Raw genomic sequence first — 25,897 nt, forward strand, 5'->3', positions numbered from 1 at the left:
GCCGGAGCCGTACGACCCCGCGCCGGGCAGCCGGCCCCGGCGTCCGGCTGCCCGGCCCGCGCGGCGGGGCGCTCGCCGGGCTGCCCGCCCCGGTCCGGCGGCCCGTCGGTGGTACCCCCGGAGCGGAGGGTTCCGGAAGCAGGATGTACCGTACGGCGGTCCCGTGCCCGTACCGCCGGGCGCGGTCGCCGCGGCCGCCCCGACATGGCCCGGCACGCCCGTGGCGCCGCGCCGCGCCGGTGTGCCCGGGTGCGTACGGGACCGCGACCCCGGCCCGTATCGCCGTACCGCCTATCGCTGTACCCCGCCCGTCCCCGAGAGGTGTCCCAACGTGAAGCAAGCCCTGGCCGTCGAGAGCGCGGCCCGTCCGACGACCGGGAACCCGCCGGGGGCGGGGCCCCGGCTGCTGCTGGCGCTGGTGCCGGTGGTGAGCCTGGGTCTGCTGGGGGCGCTGCCCTCGCTGGTGCTCGCCTGGCGCACCGGCCGCCGGGCGGAGTGGCTGGCCGCGGTCGGCTTCACCGCCGTGACGGTGGCCTGGCTGTTCGAGGCGGTGCTGACCCCGGAGGAGACCCATGGCGCCGCGTTCGGCCTGGACCTGCTGCTGATGTCGGCCGCCACGGTCGGTGCCGCCGCGCACTGCCTGTGCGTCCGGCCGGGCCGTGGGGAGCGGGCGTGAAGACCCGGCGGACCTGGCGCGGTTCGGCACCGCGCCCGTCGGACTCCCGGGCCGCCCGGGTGCGCGGGGCGCTGGCCGCCGGGGCGGGGGCGCTGCGCGGCCGGAACGGCTGGGCGCTCGGCGCGGTGGCGGTGCTGGTGCTCGGCGTGGTGGCGGCGGTGCTCATCGCCGGGCGCGGCGGCGAGAGCGGGCCGCCCGACCCCCGGGCCCGCCAGTACAAGGAGTTCGACGCCTGTCTGCTGACGGACGAGAAGGGCATCGCCGAGGGTGCGCCCGGGGCGCCGGTCTGGGCCGGGATGCAGCGGGCGTCCCTGGAGACCCGGGCCCGGGTCACCTATGTCCCGGTGGTGGGCGAGCAGTCGGTGAAGAACGCCGGGCCGTTCCTCAACGGCCTGCTCCAGCGCGACTGCGAGCTGGTGCTGGCGGCCGGCCGGGCGCCGGTGGCGGCCGTCACCGCCGCGGCGGGCGACCACCCGGACCTCCGGTTCGTGGTGGTGCCCCCCGCGGGCTCCACGGGCTCCACCGACCCGGCCGCCAAGGGCGGGACGGCGAAGAACGTGACGGCGGTGGCACCGGGTGCGGGCGTCCCGGACGAGGTGGCCGAAAGGCTTCGACGGGCCGTCAAAGCCGCTGGTCTATAACGCTCCAGCACCAGCGAGGCGTGTCCGATAACAATCGGATCTCCTGGCCGGTCTGGAGTGGAACGCTTGTGCGTGTATCAGGCAAGCTCACGAGGCTCATATAAGCATCGTGTAAAGAAGGCTCGCCCATGCGCGTTCGCTGGGTCCGTAGCCCTCGCCTCTTCCCGCCGGGTCGCTCCGGCAGGCGCAGAGCGAGGGCTACGGCTCTTTCGGTTCTTGTCACCTTCTCCTTCGTCCTCAGCACCGAGACGGCCGCCGCCACCGGCGCCACCCTCCCCGCGCTGAGCATGCCCCGGCTCTCCCTCTCCGAACTGCTGGACTTCGGCGGCGACGCGGCCCCCGACACCCCCGACCAGGAGGGCGGGACCGCCGGGGGGAAGAGTCACACCGCCTCCGCCGACGCCACCAGTGCCGACGGCGGGTCCGGGCGGGAGCCCGGCAAGGGCAAGGGGGAACTCGACCCCTATCAGCGGCCCGTCGACAAGCCGCCGACGGCCACCACCGCCGCCGCCCCCGGCACGGCGGCCAGCTTCGACTCGGACACGAGCGAGCGGGACGCCCGCAAGTCGACGGCCACCTCGGACTACTACGTCAACGCCGACGGCTCCACCACCGTGCGCCACTTCACCGGGCGCGCCAACTTCAAGGCCGGCGACGGCACCTGGAAGCCGATCGACACCCGGCTGACCGAGGACGCCGACGGCCGCTTCCAGCAGCGCGCCAACTCGCTGGACGTCGAGTTCGCCCCGGACGCCGCCGACCGGCAGCTCGCCTCCGTGGACTTCGGCTCCGGCCGCAGCCTGGCGTACGCGCTGCGCGGCGCCGCCGGGGCCGAGCCCGCGGTCGCCGCCGACGGCACCGTCACCTACCCGGGCGTGCTGCCGGCCACCGACCTCCAGCTGGTGCCGCTCGCCGAGGGCTTCAAGGAGAACATCGTCCTGCGCTCGCGGGACGCCGCCAACTCCTGGCTCTTCCCGCTGGACGCCAAGGGTCTGACGCCCCGGATCGCGGACGACGGCGACGTGGAGTTCACCGCTGCCGACGGCACGGTGACCGCCACCATCCCGCACGCCTACATGACGGACGCCAAGACCGACCCGCGCTCCACCGACCCGGTCCAGTCCCGCGCCGTCAGCTACGAACTGACCACCGCCGACGGCAAGCCCGCCCTGCGGCTGACCGCCGACCGGGCCTGGCTCGACGCCCCGGAGCGGGTCTACCCGGTGACCGTCGACCCGACCGTCACGGCGAGCAACTCCACGTACGCCCAGAACACCATCGCCGGGGACCACTCCACGGAGAACATCCTCAAGGTGGGGTCGTACGACTCCGGCACCAACCAGGCCGTGTCGTTCCTCCAGTTCCCCTCGCTGGGCACCACGCTCAAGGGACAGCGGGTCACCGCGGCCAAGCTCAACATGTACGCGATCTGGTCCGCGACCTGCACGGCGATGCCGTTCTCGGTCCACCCGATCGTCAAGACCTGGACCCCGTCCGGCGTCAAGAGCTACCCCGGCCCGGCGTTCGACCCGACCGCCATCGGCACCGCGTCGGCCGCGCCCGGCGCCTCCTGCTCCAACGCGGACGGCTCCACCGACGTCGGCGTGAAGATGCCCGTCACCCTGGGCACCGACTGGTTCGACTACCTCGCGGCGGGCGGGGCCAACAACGGTCTCGCGCTCAGCGCGCCGGTCAACGACGGGCTGCACTGGAAGAAGTTCCACAGCGACAACTCGGCCACCGCCGCCTGGCGCCCGGCCCTGGAACTGACCTACTCGCCCAACACCAAGCCGCAGGTCAACGCCCAGTACCCGCCGGAGAACTTCCAGGCCAACACCCTTCAGCCGGAGCTGCTGGTCTACGCCAGCGACGCCGACAAGGGCCCCTCGCCGCTCGGCTACACCTTCGAGGTGTACGACGCGGACAGTGACAGCACCACCCCGGTCGTCAGCTCCGGCGCCACCCCGCTGACCAAGAGCAACTGGAAGATCCCGGCCGGGAAACTCTCCTGGAGCAAGAACTACGTCTGGTACGTCGGCGTCAACGACGGGCTCGACGAGGTCACCTACTCCAGCCGGTTCTCCACCGCCGTCCCGCAGCCGCCGGTCACCTCGGGCCTCGCCCAGAACACCGACGGCCACGAGTTCGACCCCAGCGACGGCAACTACACCACCGACGACACCGACGCCGATGTGGAGGTGGTCGGCCCCTCGCTGGAGATCGACCGCTCCTACAACAGCCTCGACCCGCGCACCGACAGCGCCTTCGGCGCCGGCTGGTCCACCGTGGCCGACATGCAGGCGGCCGAGGTCAAGGACGGCGCCGGGCAGATCGCGAGCGTCGTCGTCACCTACCCGGGCGGCGAGCAGGTCGCGTTCGGCCGCAACGGCGACGGCACCTTCGTCCCGCCGCTGGGCCGGTACGCCCGGCTCCAGCCGGTCAGCGGCGGCGGTTACACGCTGACCGACAAGGACTACACCGTCTACACCCTGACCCAGGCCACCGGCCGGGCGGGGGTGCGCGCGATATCCCGGATCACCGACTTCGCGGGCCGTGCGGAGACCTTCGCGTACGACGGCTCCAGCCGGCTGACGAAGATCACCAACACCAGTTCCCAGCGGTCCCTGACGCTCACCTGGGCCACCCCCTCGGGGGCGAGCGCGCCGCACGTCGCCACGGTCACCACCGATCCGGCCACGCCCGGCGACGCGTCCACCGCCCAGCTGTGGAACTACGGCTACTCCGGCGACCAGCTGACCAAGGTCTGCCCGCCGTCGGGCACCAGCGCCTGCGCCACGTACGGCTACACCACCGGCAACCACTACCGCACCACGGTCCTGGACGCCGACCCGTTCGCCTACTGGCGGCTCGGGGAGACCTCCGGCACCCAGGCCCGGGACAGCGTCGAGAACAACCAGGGCCGGTACAACGGCACCTACCGCGGTGTGACGCTCGGCTCGTCGTCCGTGCTGGCCGGCTCCACCCAGAAGACGGCCACCTTCAACGGCACCACCTCGTACGTCGAGATGCCCAGCGCCCCCGGCGCCACCCCGTCGTACATGACCGTCTCGCTGTGGTTCAGGACGACCCAGAAGGGCGGTGTCCTCTTCTACTACGGCGACAAGCCGCTGAGCGCCGCCGACCCGGTCGGCACCACCACCAAGAACACCCCCGCGGTGTACGTCGGCACCGACGGCAAGCTGCGCGGCTGCCTGGCGATGTCGCCCGGCTGCATGTCCACCACCGTCTCCAAGACGGCCGTGGACGACGGCAAGTGGCACAACGCCGTCCTCACCGGGGTGGCCACCAGCCAGACCCTGTACCTCGACGGCGCCGCCCAGGGCTCCCTCTCGGGCGCCATCAACGACTGGGTGCAGCCCTACATCTCGCTCGGCGCCGGGGTGAACACCGACGGCTGGCCCGCGATGAACGCCTCCGACAAGCTGGGGCACTTCGCCGGCCAGCTCGCCGAGGTGGCCGTCTACGCCGAACCGCTCGACCCCACGGTGATCACCGCCCAGTACCAGGCGGCCACCCGGCCCGCCGGGCTGCTGAACAAGGTGACCGCGCCGAGCGGCAAGGTCCAGTCCTCGGTCGTCTACGGCACCACCGACGACCTGGTCCAGCAGGCCACCGACGCCGACGGCGGCACCTGGAAGCTCAACCCGGCCACCGTCACCGGCTCCTCGCAGGTCTACCGCTCCGCCGTGATGGGCTCGGCCCCGGCCGGCTACTGGCGGCTGGACGACACGCTGGGCGCGCCGCAGGCGGCCAATGAACTGCACACCGGGTTCGGCACCTACAACACCGTGACCCAGGGCGTCGCCGGTCCGTTCGGCTCCGGGGACGCCACCGCCGCGCAGTTCGACGGCACCACGTCCTACGCCGAGGTGCCCTACGGCGTCTGGCACGGCAAGAAGGACCGCGCGGTCGAGCTGTGGTTCCGTACCACCAAGCCCGGCGCCCTGGTGACCGACCAGGACGGCGCCCTCACCGACGCCGCCCCGGGCTCCCACTCGGGCGTGCTGTACGTCGGCTCGGACGGCAGGCTCCGCGGCCACTGGTACAGCGGGGGCGGCAGCGGCGGCGCCGACGTCGGTTCGGCGAAGACCGTCACCGACAACGCCTGGCACCACGCGGTGCTCTCGGCCACCGGTGACACCCAGACGCTCTACCTGGACGGCGCGAAGCAGGCGACCCACGCCGGCGCCGCCAAGGACGAGAACAACCGGCACACCTACATCGGCGCCGGAGCCCTCAAGGACTGGAAGAACGCCCCGGCCGACGTCAGCCGCTTCACCGGCGCCATCGCCGAGGTCGCGGTCTACGCCCAGGGGCTGTCCGAGGACGAGGTCCAGCAGCACTGGTCCGCGTACAAGGCGTCCTCCGGCGTCGCCCCGGTCCGCACGGTCCGGCTCACCGACCCCCGCGGCAGGACGCTGACCTACGCGTACGACGCCGAGATGGGCAACCGCCTGCTCGCCGTCACCGACACCAACGGCGCCCGGACCACCTACGGCTACGACACGGCGGGCTTCCAGCGCACCGTGACCGACGCCAACGGCAACCGGAGCGTCACCGGCCACGACATCCGGGGCAACACGGTCTCCCAGACCGACTGCCAGGACACCGCGGCCGGCAAGTGCGCCACCGAGTACTACACGTACTTCCCGGACGCCACCACCGCGTTCCCGCCGATGGACCCGCGCAACGACCTCCCGCTCACCGAGCGGGACGCCCGGTCCAGCGGTCCGGCGGACAACACGTATCTGACCAGCTACACCTATGACGCGGCCGGCAATGTCACCTCGGTGACCACCCCGCCGGTCGCCGGGCAGCCGGCCGGCCGCACCGCCACCACCACCTACACCACCGCCGCCACCCCGGCGGCCGAGGGCGGCACCGCCAAGGCGCCGGCCGGGCTGATGGAGACGGTGACCACACCGGGCGGCCGGAAGACGACGTACCGCTACTCCGCCGGCGGCGACCTCGCCTCGGTGACCGACGCCAACGGCGCCGTCAAGAAGTTCACCTACGACGCGCTCGGCCGGAAGCTGACCGAGACCGAGGTGACGGAGGACCGGCCCGACGGGCTGACCACCACCTTCACCTACGACAAGAACGACCAGGTCGCCACCGAGACCGGCCCGCCGGTCACCAACCGGGTCACCGGCGCGGCGCACCAGGCGCGGACGACCACCTCGTTCGACCTCGACGGCAATGTCGTCACCCAGTCCGTCACCGACCTGACCGGCGGTGACGCACCGCGTACGACGACGATGACGTACGACGGGCACAACCACCTGGAGTCCCGGACCGACCCGGGCGGGGACACCACCTCGTTCGGCTACGACGACTACGGCAACAAGGTCCGCGAGACCGACCCGGCCGGCAACGTCAACACCTACACCTTCGACGGCGAGGGCCGGCCCCTCACCACCAATCTGCTGGACTACACCGGCGACCCGGCGGACCCGTCCGAGCCGTCCACCCTGGTGCAGGAGTCCCGGGCGTACGACCCGGCAGGCCGGCTGGCGTCCATCACCGACGCCATGGGCTGGGTGACCGCGTACACCTACACCGACGACGGGCTCTCCGCCTCGGTGACGCGCCAGGACCCCGCGAGCGGGAAGTCCTTCACCGAGCAGTCCAACACCTATGACATGGCCGGGAACCTGACGAAGCAGGTGACCAACGACGGCCGCACCACGACCACCTTCGCGGTGGACGCGGCGGACCGCACCACGTCCACGGTGATCGACCCGGCCGGTGCCAACCGGACCAGCACGGTCTCCTACGACCCGGACGACAACCCGGTCTCCGAGACCGAGCACGACCCGGCGACCGGGGACACGGCGACGACCGACACCACGTACGACAACCTCGGCAACGTCACCGGCTTCACCACCCACGACGGGACCACCGCCCCGGTGGCCCGCTACCGGCTCGACGAGACGTCCGGCAGCACGCTGACCGACTCCTCGGGCGGCAACCGCAACGGCGTCTACGGCTCCGCCGCCGGCCACGGCACCGAGCGCGGCGGCAGCGCCGTCCTCGCCGGCAAGGCCGACGCCTGGGCCGGGACCGAGGGGCCGGCCGCCGACACCGGCGGCAGCTTCACCGCCGCCGCCTGGGTCAAGCTGGGCTCCACGGCGACCAACCTCACCGCCCTGGGCCAGGACGGCGACTACCACTCCGGCTTCTACCTGGGCTACCTCCAGACGGCCAACCGGTGGGCGGTCCGCTTCCCGACCCGGGACGACTCCTCCGGGGGGCTCACGCAGCAGCAGGTGACCTCCACGGCGGCCCCGGCCACCAACCAGTGGACCCACCTGGCGACCAGCTACGACGCCACCACCGGCAAGATCGCGCTCTATGTCGACGGCGTCCTCCAGGGCACCGACGACCGCACCTCGGTCTGGTCCGCCACCGGCGGCCTCCAGATCGGCCGGGCCAAGTACAAGGGCGCCTACGTCGACGCCTGGAACGGCGCGATCGACGACGTCCAGGTCTACGGCGAGGCGCTCACGGCGGCCGAGGTCGCCGGAGTCAAGGGCGGCACCCTGCCCGCCGCGGGCAGCGCGGTCCGCGCCACCACCTGGAAGCTGGACCAGCGCGGTCTGCCGCTCGCCATGACCGACCCGAACGGCAACACCACCGACTACGGGTACGACGAGGCGGGCCAGCAGGCCACGGTCACCGAGCCGGCGGTCCAGGCCGAGCGCGGCGGCACCGCCCCGGTGACCGTCCGGCCGGTCTCCATGACCGGCTACAACACCTTCGGCGAGACCACCGAGGTGTCCGACCCGCTCGGCAACGTCACGGTCACCGCGTACGACGCCGAGGGCCAGGAGACCTCGACCACCTCGCCGGAGTACACCGCGCCCGGCGCCGGCACCCCGGTCCGCGCCACGTCCTGGAACGAGTACAACAAGCTCGGCCAGGTCACCGCGGAGGTGGACCCGCTGGGCAACCGCACCGGCTACACCTACACCCAGCTGGGCGACCTCGCCTCGGTCACCGAACCGGGCGGCGGCACGACCCGCTACACCTACAGCGCCAACGGCGACCAGCTCTCGGCGGTCCGCCCCGACGGCGCGCGGCAGGAGACCACCTACGACTACCTCGGCCGGCCGCTGACCGACACGGACATCGTCCGCCAGCCGGTCCGGCGGGCGTACACCTCGATCAACGAGTACGACGCGCCGGGCGGCGAGCTGTCCCGGACGGTGAGCCCGACCGGCGTCACCCAGTCGTACACGTACAACGCCCTGGGCGAGACCACCGGCGTCACCGACGGCGCCGGCAACACCTCCGCCTTCACCTACGACATGGACGGCCAGGTCCGCACCGCGACGGACCCCGACGGCACCAGCACCCGCAACAGCTACGACGGCTTCGGCCGGCTCGTCGCCACCAGCGACCTGGACGCCACCGGCAAGGTGCTGCGGACCGCGCGCGCCGAGTACGACCGCGCGGGCAACGCCGTGGCCACCACCGACTACCGGAACCACACCACCCGGCTGACGTACGACGCCTCGGGCCTGGTCACCAAGGTGGCCGAGCCGGTCTCCGCGACCGAGTCGATCACCACGACCTACGGCTACGACGCGGGCGGCAACCGGACCCGGTTCACCGACGGCCGGGGCAACCCGTTCCTGACCACCTACAACTCCTGGGGGCTGCCCGAGTCGCTGATCGAGCCGTCCACCCCCGCCCATCCGGACCTCGCGGACCGCACGTTCACCAATGTGTACGACGCGGCCGGCCGGATGAGGCAGCAGCGCGCTCCCGGCGGGGTGACGGTCGACCACGAGTACGACGCCAAGAGCCGGCTGACCCGCCAGACGGGCCGCGGCGCCGAGGTGGAGACGCTCGACCACACCTACGCGTACGACGCCGACGACCGGGTGACGGCCGTCGCGGGCGCCGGGGAGGACAAGGACACCTTCTCCTACGACGACCGGGGTCTGCTGCTCTCGGCGACCGGGCCCTCGGGCGACTCGTCCTTCGCCTACGACGGCGACGGTGCGATGACCTCGCGGACGGACGCCTCGGGCACCTCGTCGTACGGCTACGACACGGCGGGCCGGCTGAAGACCGTCAAGGACGGGATCACCGGCACCCAGGCGACCTACGCCTACGACGTCAACAACAAGGTGACGTCGGTGGACTACGGTCCGGGCAAGGCCAAGCGGACCTTCAGCTACGACGCGCTGGAGCAGATCACCGGCGACCGGCTGACCTCCGCCTCCGGCAAGCAGGTCTCGTCCCTCACCTACGGGTGGGACGAGAACGGCAACATGACGTCGAAGAAGACGGCCGGCGTGGCGGGCGCGTCCGACAACACGTACACCTACGACTGGTCGGACCGGATCACCTCCTGGAACAACGGTTCCGCCACCGAGGTCTACGGCTACGACGCCTCCGGCAACCGCACCCGGGTCGGCGGTGACACCTACACCTACGACGCCCGCAACCGGCTCACCTCGGACGGGCACAGCAACTACGCCTACACCGCCCGGGGCACGCTCTCCTCGGTGACCGCCGAGGACGGGACGCAGACCGCGCTCCGCTCCGACGCCTTCAACCGGGTGATCACCGAGGGGGACCGCACCTACACCTACGACGGACTCGACCGGCTCCTGGACGCCAAGTCGGCCCAGGACGGCGGGGCGTCGCTGCACACCTTCCGCTACAGCGGCGCCGGCAACGACGTGGCCTCGGACGGTTCGACGTCCTACAGCCGCGACGCCGACGGCGGGCTGCTGGGCGTGCGGACGGCGGTCTCGTCCGTGCTCGCCCTGACGGACGTGCACGACGACGTGATCGGCCAGTTCACGGCGGACGGCGAGGCACTGACCGGCTCGGCGAGCTACTCGCCGTTCGGCAAGGTGCTGAACAGCCAGAACCTGCTGGGACAGCTGGGCTACCAGTCCGGCTGGACCGACCCGGAGACCGCCAAGGTCAACATGGCGGCCCGCTGGTACTCGCCGGAGACCGGCCAGTTCAACAGCCGGGACTCCGTGGGGCTCGACCCGGTCCCGGACTCGATCGAGGCCAACCGGTACGCCTACGCCAACGACAACCCGATGACCGGCACGGACCCGACCGGCCACTGGTTCGGCTTCGTGAAGAAGGCGTTCAAGAAGGTCGCCCGCAAGGTCAAGAAGGCCGTCAAGTCGGCCTACCACAAGGTCAAGAAGGCGGTGAAGAAGGCCGCCAAGGTGGTCCGCAAGGCCGCCAAGCGCATCAAGCACGCGGTCAAGCGGGCGGTGCGCAAGGTCTACCGGGCGGTGCGCAAGACCGTGCGGTACGTCTCCGACAGCGTCCGGCGCGTCAAGAGATACGTCAAACGCACCTATCACCGGGTCAAGCGCTACGCCCACAAGGTCGTCAAACACGTCAAGCGGGCGGTGCGCAAGGTCGCCAAGGCCGTCAAACACGTCGCCAAGAAGGTGGTGAAGGCGGCCAAGAAGGTCGGCAGAGCCGTCAAGAAGGCGGCCAAGGCGACGGCCAACTTCGTCAAGCAGCACGCCTCCACCATCGCCTCGGTGGCGGTGGGCGTCGCGGTCTTCGCCGGCTGCACGGCACTGACCGCCGGCGCGGGCGCCATCGCCTGCGGTGCCCTCGCGGGCGCGGCGGCCAACGGCGTCGGCTACCTGATGAGCGACGGCCCGAAGACCCTGGGCGGCTTCGCCATGGCGGCCGGCGTGGGCGCCGTGACCGGTGCGCTCGGCGGCGCGGCGGGCGGCGCGGCCTCCGGCGCGGTGGGCCGGCTGCTCGCGGGCGCCGGCGGCCGGGTGGCGACCGGCGCGGCCATGGGCGCGGCGGGCGGTGGTGCCGAGGGCGCCGTCGGCTACGGCGTCTCCTGCGTGGCCAGCGAGGAGGGCTGCAGCGTCGGCGGCGCGGCCAAGGCCACGGCCATCGGCGCGGCCACCGGCGGCATCTTCGGCGCGGCGGCGAGCAAGTTCGGCCCCAAGTCGAAGTCCCAGCGCTCCGACGACGCCTCCCCCGACACCCCCCGGGGCTGCCCGGCCAGCCGTACGCCGCACAGCTTCACCGGCCTCACCGGTGTGCTGATGGCCAACGGCACGGTCAAGCCCATCTCCCGGGTCAAGGCCGGCGACACCGTCCTGACGGCGGAGCCCGGCTCGAAGAAGAAGGAGAAGCACAAGGTCAAGGCGGTGATCGTCACCAAGACCGACAAGGAGTACGTCGACGTCGTCGTCTCCACCAAGGCCGGTCCCCGGACGATCCAGACCACCAGGCACCACCAGTTCTACGAGGTCATCCGTAACTCCTGGACCCAGGCCACCGACCTCGCCCCCGGCCGCCGCCTCCAGAACGCCGACGGCACCCCGACCCCCGTCCTCGACATCAGGCGCTACACGGCGCACCGCGTCACCTACGACCTGAGCATCGAGGGCCTGCACACGTACCATGTGCTGGCGGGGGCCACTCCGGTCCTCGTTCACAACTGTGGTGAGGCCGACGATGACTTGCTCGACTTCGCAGACGATGCGCTGAGCATGAGCCCGGGATCGCGTCCCAACGTCGCCACGAAGGTCACTTCTGCGAAGGGAGGGCATGTCCGTCTCTCCTATGCGACGGATACGCGTAGCGGTGCAATGCCTCCGCAGACAGCGAGGGCCGTGGCAAACTCCGGGCACCACGGCGGATGCGGGGAAATCGGGTGCGCCATTCAGCTCGAGAAAGCCGGCATCCCGCTGGAGGGGGCGACATTCCAGTCCGTCAAGATCGGCGGTGGCGGCAGGGGAAATTCGTTCCCCATTGAGGATCATGGTGAGCTGATCGCGCCATGCCCTGCCTGTCAGCGGTTCTTGCCTCTCATCGGTGGACGTGGGTGAGTATCATGCCTGTCCCTCCAGAATTGCGGGATGCGCTGCGGAGATTGAGAGAAGTGCGGTCCGAAAGGCCCGGAGATGAGTGCGACAGCGAATCCTTTGCCGCATGGCGGGAAAGGATTGCAGACGCATTGGATTCACTGGCCGTTGTTCTGATCCATCAGGCGGATCGTCAGAAGGCTGCCGCTGAAGCCGCTGCTGCTCGCGCTGAAGCGGTGAGGATCCGTACCGCACTGGATCAACAGGGCTGATCGAGAGGTCTCCGCACCGGTCCGTCTGCTTGTGTGACTGCAGGCGGAAACGCCCTTTACGCCTCAGAAGCCCCACCGAGAGTGAACTCGGTGGGGCTTCTGTGCTGTCTTGCGCGCCGCTTGCGCTACTGGGGCTCAGCCCAGGTTGGCCAATGGGGGCCATCGGCCGGTCGAGGCAATGAATGTGGAGCTCACCCGGCAGCCCTTCCACGTACCGGCATGGCAGTCCTGGGGCTGTGTTGGTCGACGTTCCGGATCTCTCGGTGATGGAAATGGAACCGGTCTTCGCGTCGGTGCGAGCGGAGATCGACGGCGGCACGGCATTCTGGGAGTGGAGCGACGCCCGGCTCTTCCGCTCCGCCTGACGGGGCATGGAACACGGAACGCCGCGTACCGTCCGCGGCGGGTCGCGACCGGCGGCTTGTCATCGCTCGCCGCAGCTGCGGCCTGAGGACTGACGCCCCCGCCCGGCCGACGTGCGCCCGGCCCGGCGGGGGGCCTATCGGGGTGCCCGGTGGTAGTCGGAGGCGGCCACCCGGCCCAGGAGGCGGAAGCCGGGGGCCGGGGTGTTCGCCGGGGTGACCAGCAGGGCGCCGGGGGCGGCCAGCGCGGACAGGTCCGGGAGTCCGGGGCCGTCGGCCAGCAGAATGCCGTAGCGCCGGTCGGCCAGCCGGGTCCGCGCCTCCGGGTCGCCGGGGGCGCCGGCCACGAAGCGGGCCTCGCCCTCCGGGGCGTGGCCGCCGCACAGGGCCAGGTTGGCCCGGACCGCCTCGGCCCGGGCGGCCGGACCCAGCACCGTCAGCCGGGCGTCGGCACCGGCGCGCCGCAGCATCCGGCCCAGCGCCACCGCGAACAGGCCCGAGCCGCCGTCCACCGCCAGCACCTCGCCGCCGGGCGGGTCCAGCAGTGACAGCGCGGCCAGCCGCCCGCAGACGTCCGACAGGGTGCCCGCGAGACCGCCCACCCCGAGCGCCTCCAGGGCAACCAACTGGCGGTACGCGACCGTCAGTTCGTCACGCACCCGGTGGTCGTCGCACCCGGTCAGGGTGCCCACTTCCCGTACCAGGGTGTCCATCTGGGTCTCGGTGGGCATCCGGTGCCCGTCCCGCCCCGTCTGGTCGAGCAGCAGTCCCAGACCGTAGCTGCGCCGCCGCAGATCGGCCACCTGGTGGTGCAGGGCGTCCAAGTCGGCCTGGAAGGCGGCGCTTTCGCGCTGAAGGCGCTGCTCCACCATGGCCATCGCGGGCTTCAGGACCCGCTTCGCCAGCCGGTTGCTCAGGAGAGAGGGCATGCCGCGGAACCTACGCCCTCCCGACGGGCCGCGGACGACCGAACGGTGGAGCGCGGATGAAGTCTCGGCAGCGGTGGGATGGCGATTCCGGTGGCGCCGGGGCGGGGGGTGGTTGCGTGCGGCCCGGCCGCCGGAGGGCGAGCGCCCGGTCGTGTGCTCGTGCCCCGGCGCCGCGAACGGTGGGTGTGGGGATGGGTGCGTGTAGTGATCACATATTGATCACAGAAAGATGATGATTCATACAGGTAATCAAAAGCGTACGCACAGGTGTAGCAAAATCGCGGAGGCTTCCGGACCTGACCGACCGGGGTCTTCTCGATTGAACGTCCTGTGGGGGGACCGTGCCGACGTACCGCCGAATCGCGCGCGACATGCTGATCGCGAAGCTGTTGCGCAGCCGCTGGGGCAAGATCGTGGCACTGGCCCTGATCATGGTCGTCGGCGTCGGCTCGCTGGCGGTCGCCGGCGTCGGCATCCCGCTCTTCCCGGAGCCGCTGCCCGGCGCCAGGGGCCCCGGCCAGTGGTCCGGCAGTGCCGAGGGGCGCGCCCATGTCGTCCTGGGGCGCGGCAACCGCGAGGTTCCGCTCTCCCTGCGCGCGAAGTACCCCACCACCGTGTCGGCGCCGGCGCGTCCCGAGGCACGGGGCAACGCCGTCGAGGTCACCCCGCCGCCCGCGCCCGAGGTCACCGGATTCGACCGCAAGACCAGCAAGGAACTGCCGGGCGAGCGGGACGAGCGCAGCCGCACCTATCTCAACGAGGACGGCACACGCACCACCGAACTCGCCGCCGCCCCCCTCAACTTCCGTGATGACAAGGGGCAGTGGCGCCCCATCGAGCCCGATCTGGTCGAGCGTTCCGGCGGCTGGGACAACTCGGCGGACGCTGTGGGCGTGCGGATCGCGGACCGGGCGGACGCGGGTGGTCTGGTCACCCTCACCCTTCCCGCCGGCGAGGTCTTCGGCTACGGCCTGGACGGCGCGGCGACGAGCACCGGTGAGGCCGACGGTAGCCGGGTCGCCTACGAGAAGGTGCTGCCCGAGACCGACCTCTGGCTGGACTCACGGGCGGGCGGCGTCAAGGAGACCCTGGTCCTCCGCTCGGCGGGCGCACCAGGCGCCTTCGACTTCCCGCTGCGCACCACGGGGCTGACGGCCCGCCTCGACGGCGGAACCGTCGTCCTCAGCGACCCCGCCGGCCGCACCAGGGCGGTCGTCCCGGCCGGCTTCATGGAGGACGCCAAGGGCGCGGTCTCCGCCGCCGTCCGCTATGACCTGATCGAGCGGAACGGCGGCCAGACGCTCCGGGTGACCCCCGACCGCACCTGGCTCACCGACCCGGCACGTGCCTTCCCGGTCCGGGTCGACCCGTCCGTCGACACCTCGTCCGCCACCACCTCCATGTACGTCAGGAGTGGCGGCTCGGTCGTCGGCTCCGGCGAACTCCACGTGGGCAAGGGCCCGGAGGGTGCGACCGCCGCGTACCTCGGCTTCCCCGGACTGGAGACCCGGCTCAAGAACCACCAGATCTTCGGTGCGCAGCTCCAGGTGGTGAACTACGACTCCGCCTCCTGCCGGCCCCGGCCGGTCTCCGTGCACCCGGTGACCGAGTCCTGGACGGCGGGCACCGGTTCGGCCTACCCCGGCCCCTCGGTCGGTTCGGCGCTGGCCTCCCGGTCCTTCGCCTACGGATACATCGGCCTCGGCCAGCCGCAGTCCGACTGCCCCGCCGCCGGCGAACTGTTCGACCTGGGTAAAGCCGGCCGTGACCTCGTCCAGCGGTGGGCGGACGGCACCCAGCCCAACAACGGCCTCTCGCTGCGCGCCTCCCCCTCCGATCCGCTCGGCTTCAAGAAGTTCGCCGGCCACGGCACGGCCAACCCGCCCCGGCTGTACATCACCCACAGCCCGTACAACGCGACGTACACCTTCCCGAAGCCCGTCCCGGACCCGCCGGTCATGCAGAACCAGGCCGGCAAGGTGAAGATCACCGTCACCAACAAGGGCGCCGAGACCTGGACGCCCAGCACCTACTACCTCGCCTACCGCGTCTACAACAGCAAGGGCAAACTGGTCGGCCAGCAGCGGTCGGCCAATCTCACCGGCAACGTCGCCAACGGCGCCAAGGTGACCCTGGACGCCACCATCAAGGCCCTGCCGCCCGGCGGCTATCTGGTCGACTTCACGATGGTGCGCGCCGGCGGAAAGGTCTTCACCGACGAGCAGGTCCCGCCCGGCCGGCTCACCCTCCAGGTCTTCGACATCGCCCCGGTCGTCAAGGAACAGTTCCCGCCCAACGGCTACCAGGCCCAGACGCTCACCCCGCAGCTCTGGGCGGCGGGTGTCGACGCGGACGCCCCGGCCGGCCTGAAGCTCCAGTACAAGTTCGAGATCTGTGAGGCCGACAAGGCCGGCAAGCCCACCGGCTGCACCACCTCCGCGTACCAGCCGGGCTCCGCCTACCCGGTACCGGCCGGCCGGCTGAAGTGGGGCAAGACCTATCTGTGGCGCGGCTTCGTCAAGGACGCCTCCACCGAGGTGCCGACCGCCCAGCTCGCCCTGATCACCGCCGTGCCGCAGCCCGAGATCACCTCGCGCCTCTCCGAGGCCCAGGGCCAGGAGTTCGACGCCAATGTCGGCAACTACACCACCAGGGCGGTCGACGCCTCGCTGGCCGGTGTGGGCCCCGACCTCACCCTGGTGCGCACCTACAACAGCCTCGATCCGCGCCGCGACCTGGCCTTCGGCGCCGGCTGGACGTCCCGGTACGACATGCGGCTCACCCCGGACGACGACGGCACCGGCAACGTCGTCATTCGCTATCCGGAAGGCCAGGACGTCCGGTTCGGCAAGAACGCCGACGGCACCTTCACCCCGCCGCCCGGCCGCTTCGCCAAGCTGACCGCGGATACCGCCACCGGCAGCTACCGGCTTCAGGACAAGTCCGGTACCGGCTACGACTTCGGCTCCTCCGGACTGCTGACGAAGATCACCGACTCGTACGGCAAGACGGTCAGCTACACCTACACGGGCGGCCGGCTCGCCACCGCCGTCAACAACCGGACCAACCGCTCCCTGACCTTCACCTGGACCGGAGCCCACGTCACCAAGGTGTCCACCGGCCCCGTCGGCGGTGCCCCGCTCACCTGGACGTACACCTACGACGGCGACCGGCTCACCAAGGTGTGCGACCCCCAGGACGGCTGCACCCTCTACGATCACGGCACCGGCAGCCACTACCGCACCACCGTGCTCGACGCGCGGCCCGAGTCCTACTGGCGACTCGGCGAGGAGGAGGGCACCGCGGCGGCGAGCGAGAACCCGGCCAACCTCGGTAAGGACCGCGGCACCTACACGGGCGTCACACTGAAGACGCCCGGCGCCATCGCCGGCGACCCCGGCACCGCGGCCTCCTTCAACGGCTCCGGCTCACGCGTGACCCTGCCCTCCGGCACCCTCAAGAAGAGCCGGGACGCCGCCGTCGAGGTCTGGTTCCGCACCCTTCCCACCGGTGTCGGCGGCCCGCTCGTCGGCTACCAGGACAAGGCGTGGGGCACGGCACCGGCCACCGGCGTTCCGATGCTCTACGTCGGCACCGACGGCAAGCTGCGCGGCCAGTTCTGGACCGGCGCCGCGGCACCCGTCACCGACATCGGCAAGAACGTCAACGACGGCAAGTGGCACCACGCGGTGCTCTCCGTCGCGGGTACCACCCAGAGTCTCTACCTGGACGGCAAGCTCTCCGGGACGAGCACCGGCAAACAGCTTCTCCAGAGCGCCCTGACCTACAACCAGATCGGCGCCGCCCACGCCTCCGCGCCCGGCTCCTGGCCGGGCTGGGGCACCACGGGCGCCAGGTCGTTCGCCGGAGCCATCGACGATGTCGCCGTCTACCACCACCCGCTGGGCGCGTCCGCCGTGGCCGCGCACTACCGGGAGGGCGGGCGCGCCGCCGACCAGGTCACCCGCGTCACCATGCCGACCGGCCGGACCGCCTCCGAGGTGACGTACGACACCGCGCTCGACCGGGTCGAGGAGTACACCGACCGCAACGGCGGCACCTGGCGCGTCGGCACCCCGGCGGTCTTCGGCGACGACAAGGACCTGCGGCGCACCGTCGAGGTCCGCGACCCGATGAACGGCCCCCGCTTCTACGAGTACGACGGGCTGTCCTCCCGGCTGCTCCGCTATGGCGAGCCCACGGCCCTGACCGCCCGGGAGCCGGTCACGGCCACCCCCTCACCCACCCCCACCGGACCCGTCGAGGTCTGCACCACGCCCGATCCTGGCGACCCCCAGTTCTGCACCACCCCGCCGGCCGGCAGCGGCAGCGAGCCCGACTTCATCCGCTATCCGGTGGACGGCGTCGCTATCCGGTCCTTCGCCTACGACGACAACGGCTTCCAGACCGCCATCACCAGCGAGAACGGTGACACGATCAGCCTCGGCCACGACGACCGCGGCAATGTCACCAGCCGCACCACCTGCCGGGCCAAGGACGACTGCCAGACCGCCTACACCACCTACCCGGCCACCACCGACGACTTCGATCTGCGCGCCGACCAGCCGGTGGAGACCCGGGACGGCCGCTCGTCCGGCCCGGCCGACAACCGCTACCTGACCAAGTACACGTACAACACGTACGGCGGGCTGGTCACCCAGACCTCGCCCGACGGTGGCACGGTGACCCACACCTACACCACCGGTGCCGAACCGGCGGCGGGCGGTGGCGGTGGCATGCCCGCCGGGCTCCCGCTCACCACCAAGGACCCGCGCGGCAAGATCACCCGTTACGCCTACTTCGCCAACGGAGACCTGGCCTCGACCACCGAACCCTCGGGCGAGGTCACCCGGTTCACCTATGACACGCTCGGCCGGAAGATCACCGAGACGGCCGTCACCGACGTCCAGCCGGGCGGGGTGACCCGTACCTACACCTACGACCAGCTGTCCCGTCTGGTCTCCACCACCGATCCGGCGGCGACCAATGTCGTCACGCTCGCCAAGCACCAGCAGCGGACCGTCACCGACTACGACGGCGACGGGAACGTGCTCCGCACCGAGGTCTCCGACGCCACCGTCGGCGGCGACCCCGCCCGGGTCATGACCTTCGACCTCGACGACCGCGGCCGCCCGGAGAAGGTCACCGACGCCGAGGGCAACGAGACCTCCTACACCTACGACGTCTTCGGCAACAAGACCTCGATGACGGATGCCAACGGCAACCGGTACGAGTTCAGCTACACCGCCCGCAATCTGCCCGCCGAGACCCGGCTGCGCGACTGGGACGACGACGGCGGTGACGAGGACTACACGGTGCTCAAGTCGTACGCGTACGACCTGGGCGGCCGGATGGCCCGCGAGACGGACAGCATGGGCCGTACCAGCGTCTACGCGTACTACGGCGACGACTCGGTCAGGTCCGTCACCCTCAAGGACTTCCACAACCCCGACGGCACCAAGCGGGACCAGGTCCTCTCCGCCCTCACCTACGACGGCGCGGGCAATGTGCTGGCGGAGAAGTCAGCCAACGGCAAGGTCACCACGCAGTACACCTACGACGCCGTGGGGCGGAAGAAGTCCGAGGTCACCGACCCCACCGGGGTGGCGCGACGCACTTCCTACACCTACGACCTCGCGGGCAACGTGGAGTCCGTCGTCTCCGGCGGCCTGGTGTCGAACGTGCCCTGGCCCGTCTCCACCACGGGGACGACCGTCCGCTACTCGTACGACGACGCGGGCAACACCCGCACGGAGTCGATCGAGGACGGAACCCAGTCCAGGACCACCACCTACGCCTACGACCAGCGCGGTCTGCTCACCTCGGAGACCGATCCGGCGGGCAGCCGCACCGACTACGGCTACGACGAGATCGGCCGCCAGGTCTCCGCCACCTCCCCGGCCGTGGAGACCGAGAGCGACGGCTCGTCGCCGCTCACCTCGCGCCCCGTCGTCTACACCGGGTACGACACCTTCGGCTCCGTGACGGAGTCGGTGGACGCGCTCGGCAGGACCAGCCGGACCGGCTACGACCGGCTCGGCCGCCCGGTGACGGCGTCCGCCGCCCCGTACAAGGCGCCCGGCTCGGACGAGACCGTGACGCCGGCCACCACCACGGTCTACGACCCGCTGGGCAATGTGACCGAGTCCACCGATCCGCTCGGCCGGACCAGCAGATTCCGGTACGACCGCCAGAACCGGCTCACGGTCAAGGACCTCCCGGTGGGCACCGGGGACGACCGGGCCCAGTGGAAGTACACCTACACCCGCGCCGACCAGGTCCTCTCGGTGACCGACCCGAACGGCGCCCGCGCCGAGAGCACCTACGACGACCTCGACCGGCCGGTCACCCAGACCCGGATCGAGCGCACCCCGGTCCCCGCGGCGTTCACCACCCGCCACGAGTACGACGACGCCGGCAACGTGCTGAAGACCACCGCTCCCGGCGGCGGCATCACCCGGTACGCCCACGACGGGCTCGGCCAGGTCCTCCGGGTGACCGAACCCAGCGGGGTGCGCACCGAGTTCGGCTACGACATCGCCGGCCGCGAGGTCCGCTCCACCGACGGCAAGGGCCGCACCGAGGCCACCTGGTACGACCAGTTCGGCCAGGTCACCCGCGACGCCGACCTGGACGCGACCAACAGCCCCTTGCGCGAGGTCTCCTACGCCTACGACAAGGCCGGCAACGTCCTCTCGGCCACCGACGCCGACAAGCACAGCACCACCTACACCTACGACGCGCTGGGCCGGCTGAAGACCCAGACCGAGCCGGTCTCCGACACCAGGACCATCACCACGTCGTTCGGCTACGACGCGCTCGGCAACCGCACCCGCTACACCGACGGGCGCGGCAACACCACGGTCTACACCACCAACGCGCTCGGCCTGCCCGAGTCGGTGATCGAGCCCGTCACCCAGCGGCACCCGGCTCCCGCCGACCGGACCTGGACCACCTCCTACGACGCGGCCGGCCAGGCCGTGAAGGTGGCCATGCCCGGCAAGGTGGTGCGCGAGCGCTCCTACGACAAGGCGGGCGCCCTGATCCGGGAGACCGGCTCCGGTGCCGAGGCCACCACCCCGGAGAAGCGGTTCCAGTACGACGCGGCCGGCCAGCTGGTGAAGGCTTCCGCGCCCAAGGGCGACAACACCTACGAGTACAACGACCGCGGCAACCTGGTGAAGGCGAGCGGTCCGTCCGGGAACGCCACCTACGACTACGACGCGGACAGCCTGCTGCTCAGCCGCACCGACGCCTCCGGCACCGCCGCCTTCACCTACACCGACCAGCGGCTCTCCTCCGCCCAGGATCCGGTCACCGGGGTCCGGCAGAGCTACGGCTACGACGGCGCGGGCAAACTGGAGAAGATCGGCTACAGCGCGGGCCAGTCCCGGACGTTCACCTACGACAATCTCGGCCGGCTCGGCACCGACACGGTGAAGAGCAGCGGTGGGGCGACCGTCACCTCCACCGACTACGGGTACGACTCGCAGAGCCGGCTCACCTCCAAGAAGACCACCGGCACGGCGAAGGCCGGCACCAACACCTACGGCTACGACTACGCCGGCCGCATGACCTCCTGGACCGCCGACGGCAAGACGGTCGGCTACGCCTGGGACGACAGCGGCAACCGGGTCAAGAACGGCGACAAGACCGCCACCTTCGACGAGCGCGACCGGCTGCTCTCCGACGGTGACTACACCTACGACCACACCCCGCGCGGCACGGTGGCCTCCCGCATCAGCTCCGGTCTGAAGGAGGAGTTCGCCTTCGACGCCTTCGACCGGCTCACCAAGGCGGGCGAGTCCGGCACCGAGTACACCTATGACGCGCTGGACCGGGTGGCCGCCCGCAACGGCACCGACTTCGTGTACGAAGGCACGTCACCGGACCCGGTGAAGGACAACTCGGCCACCTACGGCCGCGGCGCCGGCGGCGAGCTGATGTCCGTCCTGGAGGGCGACACCGCACGGCTGTCGGTGGCCGACGCCCACGGCGACGTGGTCGGCAGCATGTCCGCCACCGACGGCGCCGCCGCGTCGCTGGAGCAGTCCACGGCGTACGACCCCTTCGGTGTCCCGACCGCCGCCACCGAGGTCGCCGGCAACCTGGGCTACCAGGGCGACTACACGGACCCGGACACCGACCAGGTCAACATGGGCGCCCGCTGGTACAACCCCGGCTCCGGCTCCTTCGACTCCCGGGACACCTACCAGTACTCCTCCGGTGCCTCCGTCCTGGCCAACCGCTACACCTACGGCTCGGCCGCCCCGATGAACTACAGCGACCCGGACGGACACTGGTCGTGCAGCTGGTGCTCCTGGGCCGGGGACCAGATCTCCAGTGGTTACCACAAGGTCAAGCGCGGCATAAGCCAGGGCTACAACAAGGCCAAGCAGGGCCTGAGCTGGGGCTACAACAAGGCCAAGCAAGGCTTGAGCTGGGGCTACAACAAGGTGACGAGCGGCGCCCAGTACGTCTGGAACGCGGTGACTCACCCCCGGCAGACGCTGAGCAAGGTCTGGGATGCCGTCTACCGCGGCAGCGGCCTCAAGACGGTGGTGGACACAGGAAGCCGCCTGGTACGGAAGTACGGCGGCGCGGGAGTCCGCTATCTCCACGAAAAGGCCGCGGAAACCCGGCAGCGGATCTATCAGGCCAAGGTCGCGATCACGGTCCAAGCCCGGTCGGTCGCGTCGTTCGCGGCCAAGCACAACCCGATACCGGCGATCAAGGCGGCGCTGCGGCCGCTGGTGGCGGTCGGGGTCCAGGTCGTCACCGCGGTGGCGAGCGTCCCGGCCATGGTCGTGGCCGCGCAGGTCAACGTGGTCAAGGACATGGCCAGGGCAGCCGACGACTTCCGTAAGTCGGTCGTCGCGAAGACCGGCTATGTGATGGAGACCGTCAAGGAGTCGGTCGACTGGGGCGCGGTCTGGGAGGGCACCAAGACCGTCGCCAACGTCGTCGGCGAGGTCACCGGGTTCAACGACATCAAGAACTGCGTGACCCAGGGCGACATGGAAGCCTGCGCCTGGGCCGCCGCCACCGTCGGCGGTCTCGTCCTCGGCGGCGCCGGCGCCGGCGCGGTCCGCGCCGCCCGGATGGGCCGGCTGGCGACCAAGGTGGCCGCCCACTCGGACGACATCGCCGCGCTCTCCAAGCTTCGCTTCGCGGGCAAGGCGGAGCGCGCGGCCGACAAGGTCGACGACGCGGGCGACGCCGCCCAGTGCATGGCCAGGGCCAACAGCTTTGTCGCCGGTACGGAAGTCGTGCTGGCCGACGGCTCCCGCAAGCCCATCGAAGAGGTGCGCGAGGGCGACCAGGTCCTGGCCACCGATCCGACGACGGGGAAGTCCTCGAAGCAGGAGGTCACCGCCACCATCGTCGGCAAGGGCCAGAAGCAGCTGGTCCGGCTGACCGTCGACACCGACGGTGACCGGGGCGGCGCCACCGACACGATCACCGCGACGAAGGGCCACCCCTTCTGGGTGCCGGATCTGAAGAAGTGGCTGACGGCCGGCGAACTGAAGCCCGGCCAGTGGCTCCAGACCGGCAGCGGCTCCTGGGTGCAGGTCGACGCCGTCCGCGCCTGGACCCAGCAGGCGGCCGTCTACAACCTGACGGTGGACACGGCGCATACGTACTATGTGCTGGCCGGGGCGACGTCGGTCCTGGTTCATAACTGTAATGGGGCGAATCTTGAGCTGACCTATAAGCCGGATTGGACGCCGGAGCAGATTGCCGCAGCGGATGCCAAGGTCGCGGCTTTGAATGACGCTCCGCAGCTCGTTGTAACCAAGGTCAACCGCTCCGGAAGCGCTGCTGAAGTTTGGCGTCGAGCTGGAAACAATACGGTTCCAGGAACTGATATCGATCACAAGATTGATCTCCAGCTTGGTGGGGCTGACAATGTCAGTAATATGTGGCCACTCGATAGTTCCGTCAATCGAAGCTTGGGCCCCCAGATTTCCGGCCAGATGAAGAGGCAGGGTCTACAGCCGGGTGATCTGGTGTGTAGCATCACGATCACAGTCAGACGATGTTAGGTGAGGTAGGGTCATGCAGTTGCGAGACCTGAACGTCTCCCGCGCTGTAGCGACCGATGCCGGCATGTTCGGCATCTGGCGCACAAGTGTCTTCGCGCACGTCAGTGAGCTGGATCAGTGGGAGGACGAAGTTGCTGAAGACTCCGCCCTCTCGCGCCAGATCGCCAGTGGTGCCTTCGTCCCCCTCAACATCGGTGGAGGCGGGGCTTTTCAGGCGGCCGTGCGAGGCGTGGAGTCTCCAGGGCAGCTCAGTGCGAGAGAGAGGGAGTATTTGCTCGTTTCGTCGGAGCCCTACCTACTAATTTCCGATGGCGAGCTTGAGCTCGGCGGTCTTGAAGGCGTCGGGAACTATTCGGGAGTCGAAACCGTCGGGATCTCTCTCGATAGTGGCCAGTATGCAGTTGTTGTGCATCTACTGGACTGGCAAGCGGAACCGGGTAGTCGGGGGGGCGATGGAAAGCCCTCTCCTAATGCTCTTCCTGACTTTATTGTGGAGATTTTTGCAGATTCGCGAGGGCGTTCTGGCTATCGCGTCAAGATCGAAACGTTCGAGCGGACCTAGGAAATAGCAAAGGCCCCGCCGGATATCTTCCGGTGGGACCTCTGTGGCGTCTGACAGCAGTAGTTGACGGCAACGTCAGCGGACGGATGCTGCGCAAAGCGGTGGTTCGTCGTTCTCGTCGGGCTTGCGCCGTGCGAGTTCTCTGCGGTGCCAGACGGCGGCGAGGAGCGCGGTACCGGGGCTGTAGCCGGTGCCGAGGTGGTTCCAGCGACCGACGACGAGGGTGGTGTCCGGGTTGGGCTCGGCAGGCCGGCGTGGGCGCGGGCGTGTTCGGTGCGCCAGGCGCGGCGGGCGTCGCGCAGCGCGCCGAGGGTGGTTGGAGTAGCGCGGGATTTGGTGGAGAAGTGGCCCCGGAAGCCGGGCATGTGTGCCCGCTTCCAGAGCTTGAGGTCGGCGAACTCCGGCCGCCTGCCGAGTTCCCAGCATCTTCGCCGACATGAGACAGGCGGCATGTTCGACACCTACGCCGAGAGCTTCGATGCCGTGTGGACGACGGCGACGCCGGTACGAGGAAAAGGCTGACCGTGGCCCGCACCGAGCACTACGACGGCCCGACCGCGCCCAAGCCGAACAGCATGGTCGTCGCCGCTTCTGCCGTCGTCACTGACGACCACGGGCGCATCCTCCTCTCTCGGCTTTCAGGCGGGTGCTCGGTGACGCCGATGTGAGCGGTACCCAGGAGGCCGTGGGAGCGGATCGTCCGGAGACCTGGGCGCCGGCGGAGGCGGCTGTGGGGTGGCGGCATTGCCGAAGCGGGGGCGGCGGGCCACGCGCATCCCGGTTCGGTCGCGCTCGTTGATCCCGGGCGGCATCGGGTGTGTCGGGGCGGTGGTCCTCGGCACGTCCACTGCCTACCATCGATCACCGCAAGGTCGTCCACGCAGCCGCACGACCCACGCCGGGAGGCTCCTTTGCACCGCCGCCGTCGCACCGCGCTCTCTGTGTCCGCCGGGCTCCTCGCCGCGGCCCCCCTGCTCGCCGCGTGCGGAGGTGGGGCGCATCCGGGGGCGGCGGCCGTCGTCGGGGGCGACCGCATCGAAGTGGCCGCGCTCCAGGCGCAGGTCAAGGAGGTGCGCACCGCCCAGCAGGCCGCGCCGGAGGCGGAGCAGCTGATCCAGGCGACCGGCGACCTGAACCGCGAGAAGCTGAACGTCATGATCTTCGACCGGGTGGTCCAGCGGGTCGCGGACGACCACGGGATCACCGCCAGCCGCAAGGAGATCCAGCAGACCCGGAAGGCCGCCGCCGGGCAGAGCGGCGGCGAGGAGCAACTGGCCGCGATGCTGCTGCAGCAGCAGGGCGTGGCCCCCGGCCAGATCGACGCGGTCGTCCGGCGCAATGTGCTGATGGACAAGATCGCCGCCAAGCTCGGCGCCGGGAACACCCCCGAGGGGCAGCGGAAGCTCACCGAGACCTTCACCGCTGCCGCCCGGAAGCTGAACATCGACGTCAATCCGCGCTACGGCACCTGGGACCAGCAGCGGATCCAGCTCGGCGCCTACCGCGCCCCCTGGATCAAGCCCCGCCCCGAGCAGCGGACGGCGAGCTGACAACCGGGCATC

Annotated in this window: 7 protein-coding genes and 3 pseudogenes; 8 read left to right on the plus strand and 2 right to left on the minus strand. The window is 70.7% G+C overall.

Translation table 11 applies throughout. The annotated features are described in order from the left end of the window. The first annotated feature begins 331 nt into the window (after positions 1-331). The 3 genes from NX801_RS19740 (at position 332) to NX801_RS19750 (ending at position 12,188) form a co-directional block, all read left to right on the plus strand. Positions 332-676: a hypothetical protein gene (locus tag NX801_RS19740; RefSeq protein ID WP_258789119.1), complete on the plus strand. Its 345-nt coding sequence runs from the start codon at positions 332-334 to the stop codon at positions 674-676. After that, positions 673-1,317, plus strand: a complete 645-nt coding sequence (locus tag NX801_RS19745) for a BMP family ABC transporter substrate-binding protein (protein WP_258789120.1) — start codon at positions 673-675, stop codon at positions 1,315-1,317. The genes NX801_RS19740 and NX801_RS19745 overlap by 4 nt, the downstream gene beginning before the upstream one ends. Positions 1,318-1,445: 128 nt before the next feature. Further along, positions 1,446-12,188 (plus strand): LamG-like jellyroll fold domain-containing protein, encoded by a 10,743-nt coding sequence (locus NX801_RS19750; protein ID WP_258789121.1) that lies wholly within the window; start codon positions 1,446-1,448, stop codon positions 12,186-12,188. 747 nt (positions 12,189-12,935) lie between these two features. Here NX801_RS19750 and NX801_RS19755 read toward each other — a convergent pair. Further along, positions 12,936-13,727 carry a class I SAM-dependent methyltransferase gene (locus NX801_RS19755; RefSeq protein WP_258789122.1) on the minus strand — a complete coding sequence of 264 codons (792 nt, stop codon included), beginning with the start codon at positions 13,725-13,727 and terminating at the stop codon, positions 12,936-12,938. Positions 13,728-14,098: 371 nt separating this feature from the next. On the opposite strand from NX801_RS19755, the gene NX801_RS19760 reads away from it, so the two are divergent. Together NX801_RS19760 and NX801_RS19765 are read left to right on the plus strand one after the other, a co-directional pair. Next, positions 14,099-23,773, plus strand: a complete 9,675-nt coding sequence (locus NX801_RS19760; RefSeq protein WP_258789123.1) for a polymorphic toxin-type HINT domain-containing protein — start codon at positions 14,099-14,101, stop codon at positions 23,771-23,773. A gap of 13 nt (positions 23,774-23,786) precedes the next feature. Continuing rightward, on the plus strand, positions 23,787-24,335 hold the full coding sequence (locus NX801_RS19765) for a hypothetical protein (protein WP_258789124.1): 549 nt from the start codon (positions 23,787-23,789) through the stop codon (positions 24,333-24,335). A gap of 75 nt (positions 24,336-24,410) precedes the next feature. Here the strand turns inward: NX801_RS19765 and NX801_RS19770 are convergent. Beyond that, a pseudogene (locus NX801_RS19770) lies at positions 24,411-24,766 on the minus strand (replication initiator); the annotation flags it as partial. Between NX801_RS19770 and NX801_RS19775 the strand changes: the two are divergent. The 3 genes and pseudogenes from NX801_RS19775 to NX801_RS19785 all read left to right on the plus strand — a co-directional run. After that, positions 24,759-24,857: pseudogene (locus NX801_RS19775) on the plus strand (XRE family transcriptional regulator); the annotation flags it as partial. The pseudogenes NX801_RS19770 and NX801_RS19775 overlap by 8 nt on opposite strands. 2 nt (positions 24,858-24,859) lie before the next feature. Then, positions 24,860-24,970: pseudogene (locus NX801_RS19780) on the plus strand (DNA mismatch repair protein MutT); the annotation flags it as partial. A 276-nt stretch (positions 24,971-25,246) separates the two neighbouring features. Then, positions 25,247-25,885, plus strand: a complete 639-nt coding sequence (locus NX801_RS19785) for a SurA N-terminal domain-containing protein (protein ID WP_258789125.1) — start codon at positions 25,247-25,249, stop codon at positions 25,883-25,885. Positions 25,886-25,897 lie beyond the last annotated feature (12 nt).

The organism is Streptomyces pyxinae (genome assembly GCF_024756275.1).
In the GTDB taxonomy this organism is placed as follows: Bacteria; Actinomycetota; Actinomycetes; order Streptomycetales; family Streptomycetaceae; genus Streptomyces; species Streptomyces pyxinae.

What these genes read in the sequence shown, in the direction of transcription:
- NX801_RS19750 (WP_258789121.1), top strand. Translation starts at nt 1,446, where the DNA reads ATGCGCGTTCGCTGGGTCCGTAGCCCTCGCCTCTTCCCGCCGGGTCGC.
- NX801_RS19755 (WP_258789122.1), bottom strand. Translation starts at nt 13,727, where the DNA reads ATGCCCTCTCTCCTGAGCAACCGGCTGGCGAAGCGGGTCCTGAAGCCC.
- NX801_RS19760 (WP_258789123.1), top strand. Translation starts at nt 14,099, where the DNA reads ATGCTGATCGCGAAGCTGTTGCGCAGCCGCTGGGGCAAGATCGTGGCA.
- NX801_RS19765 (WP_258789124.1), top strand. Translation starts at nt 23,787, where the DNA reads ATGCAGTTGCGAGACCTGAACGTCTCCCGCGCTGTAGCGACCGATGCC.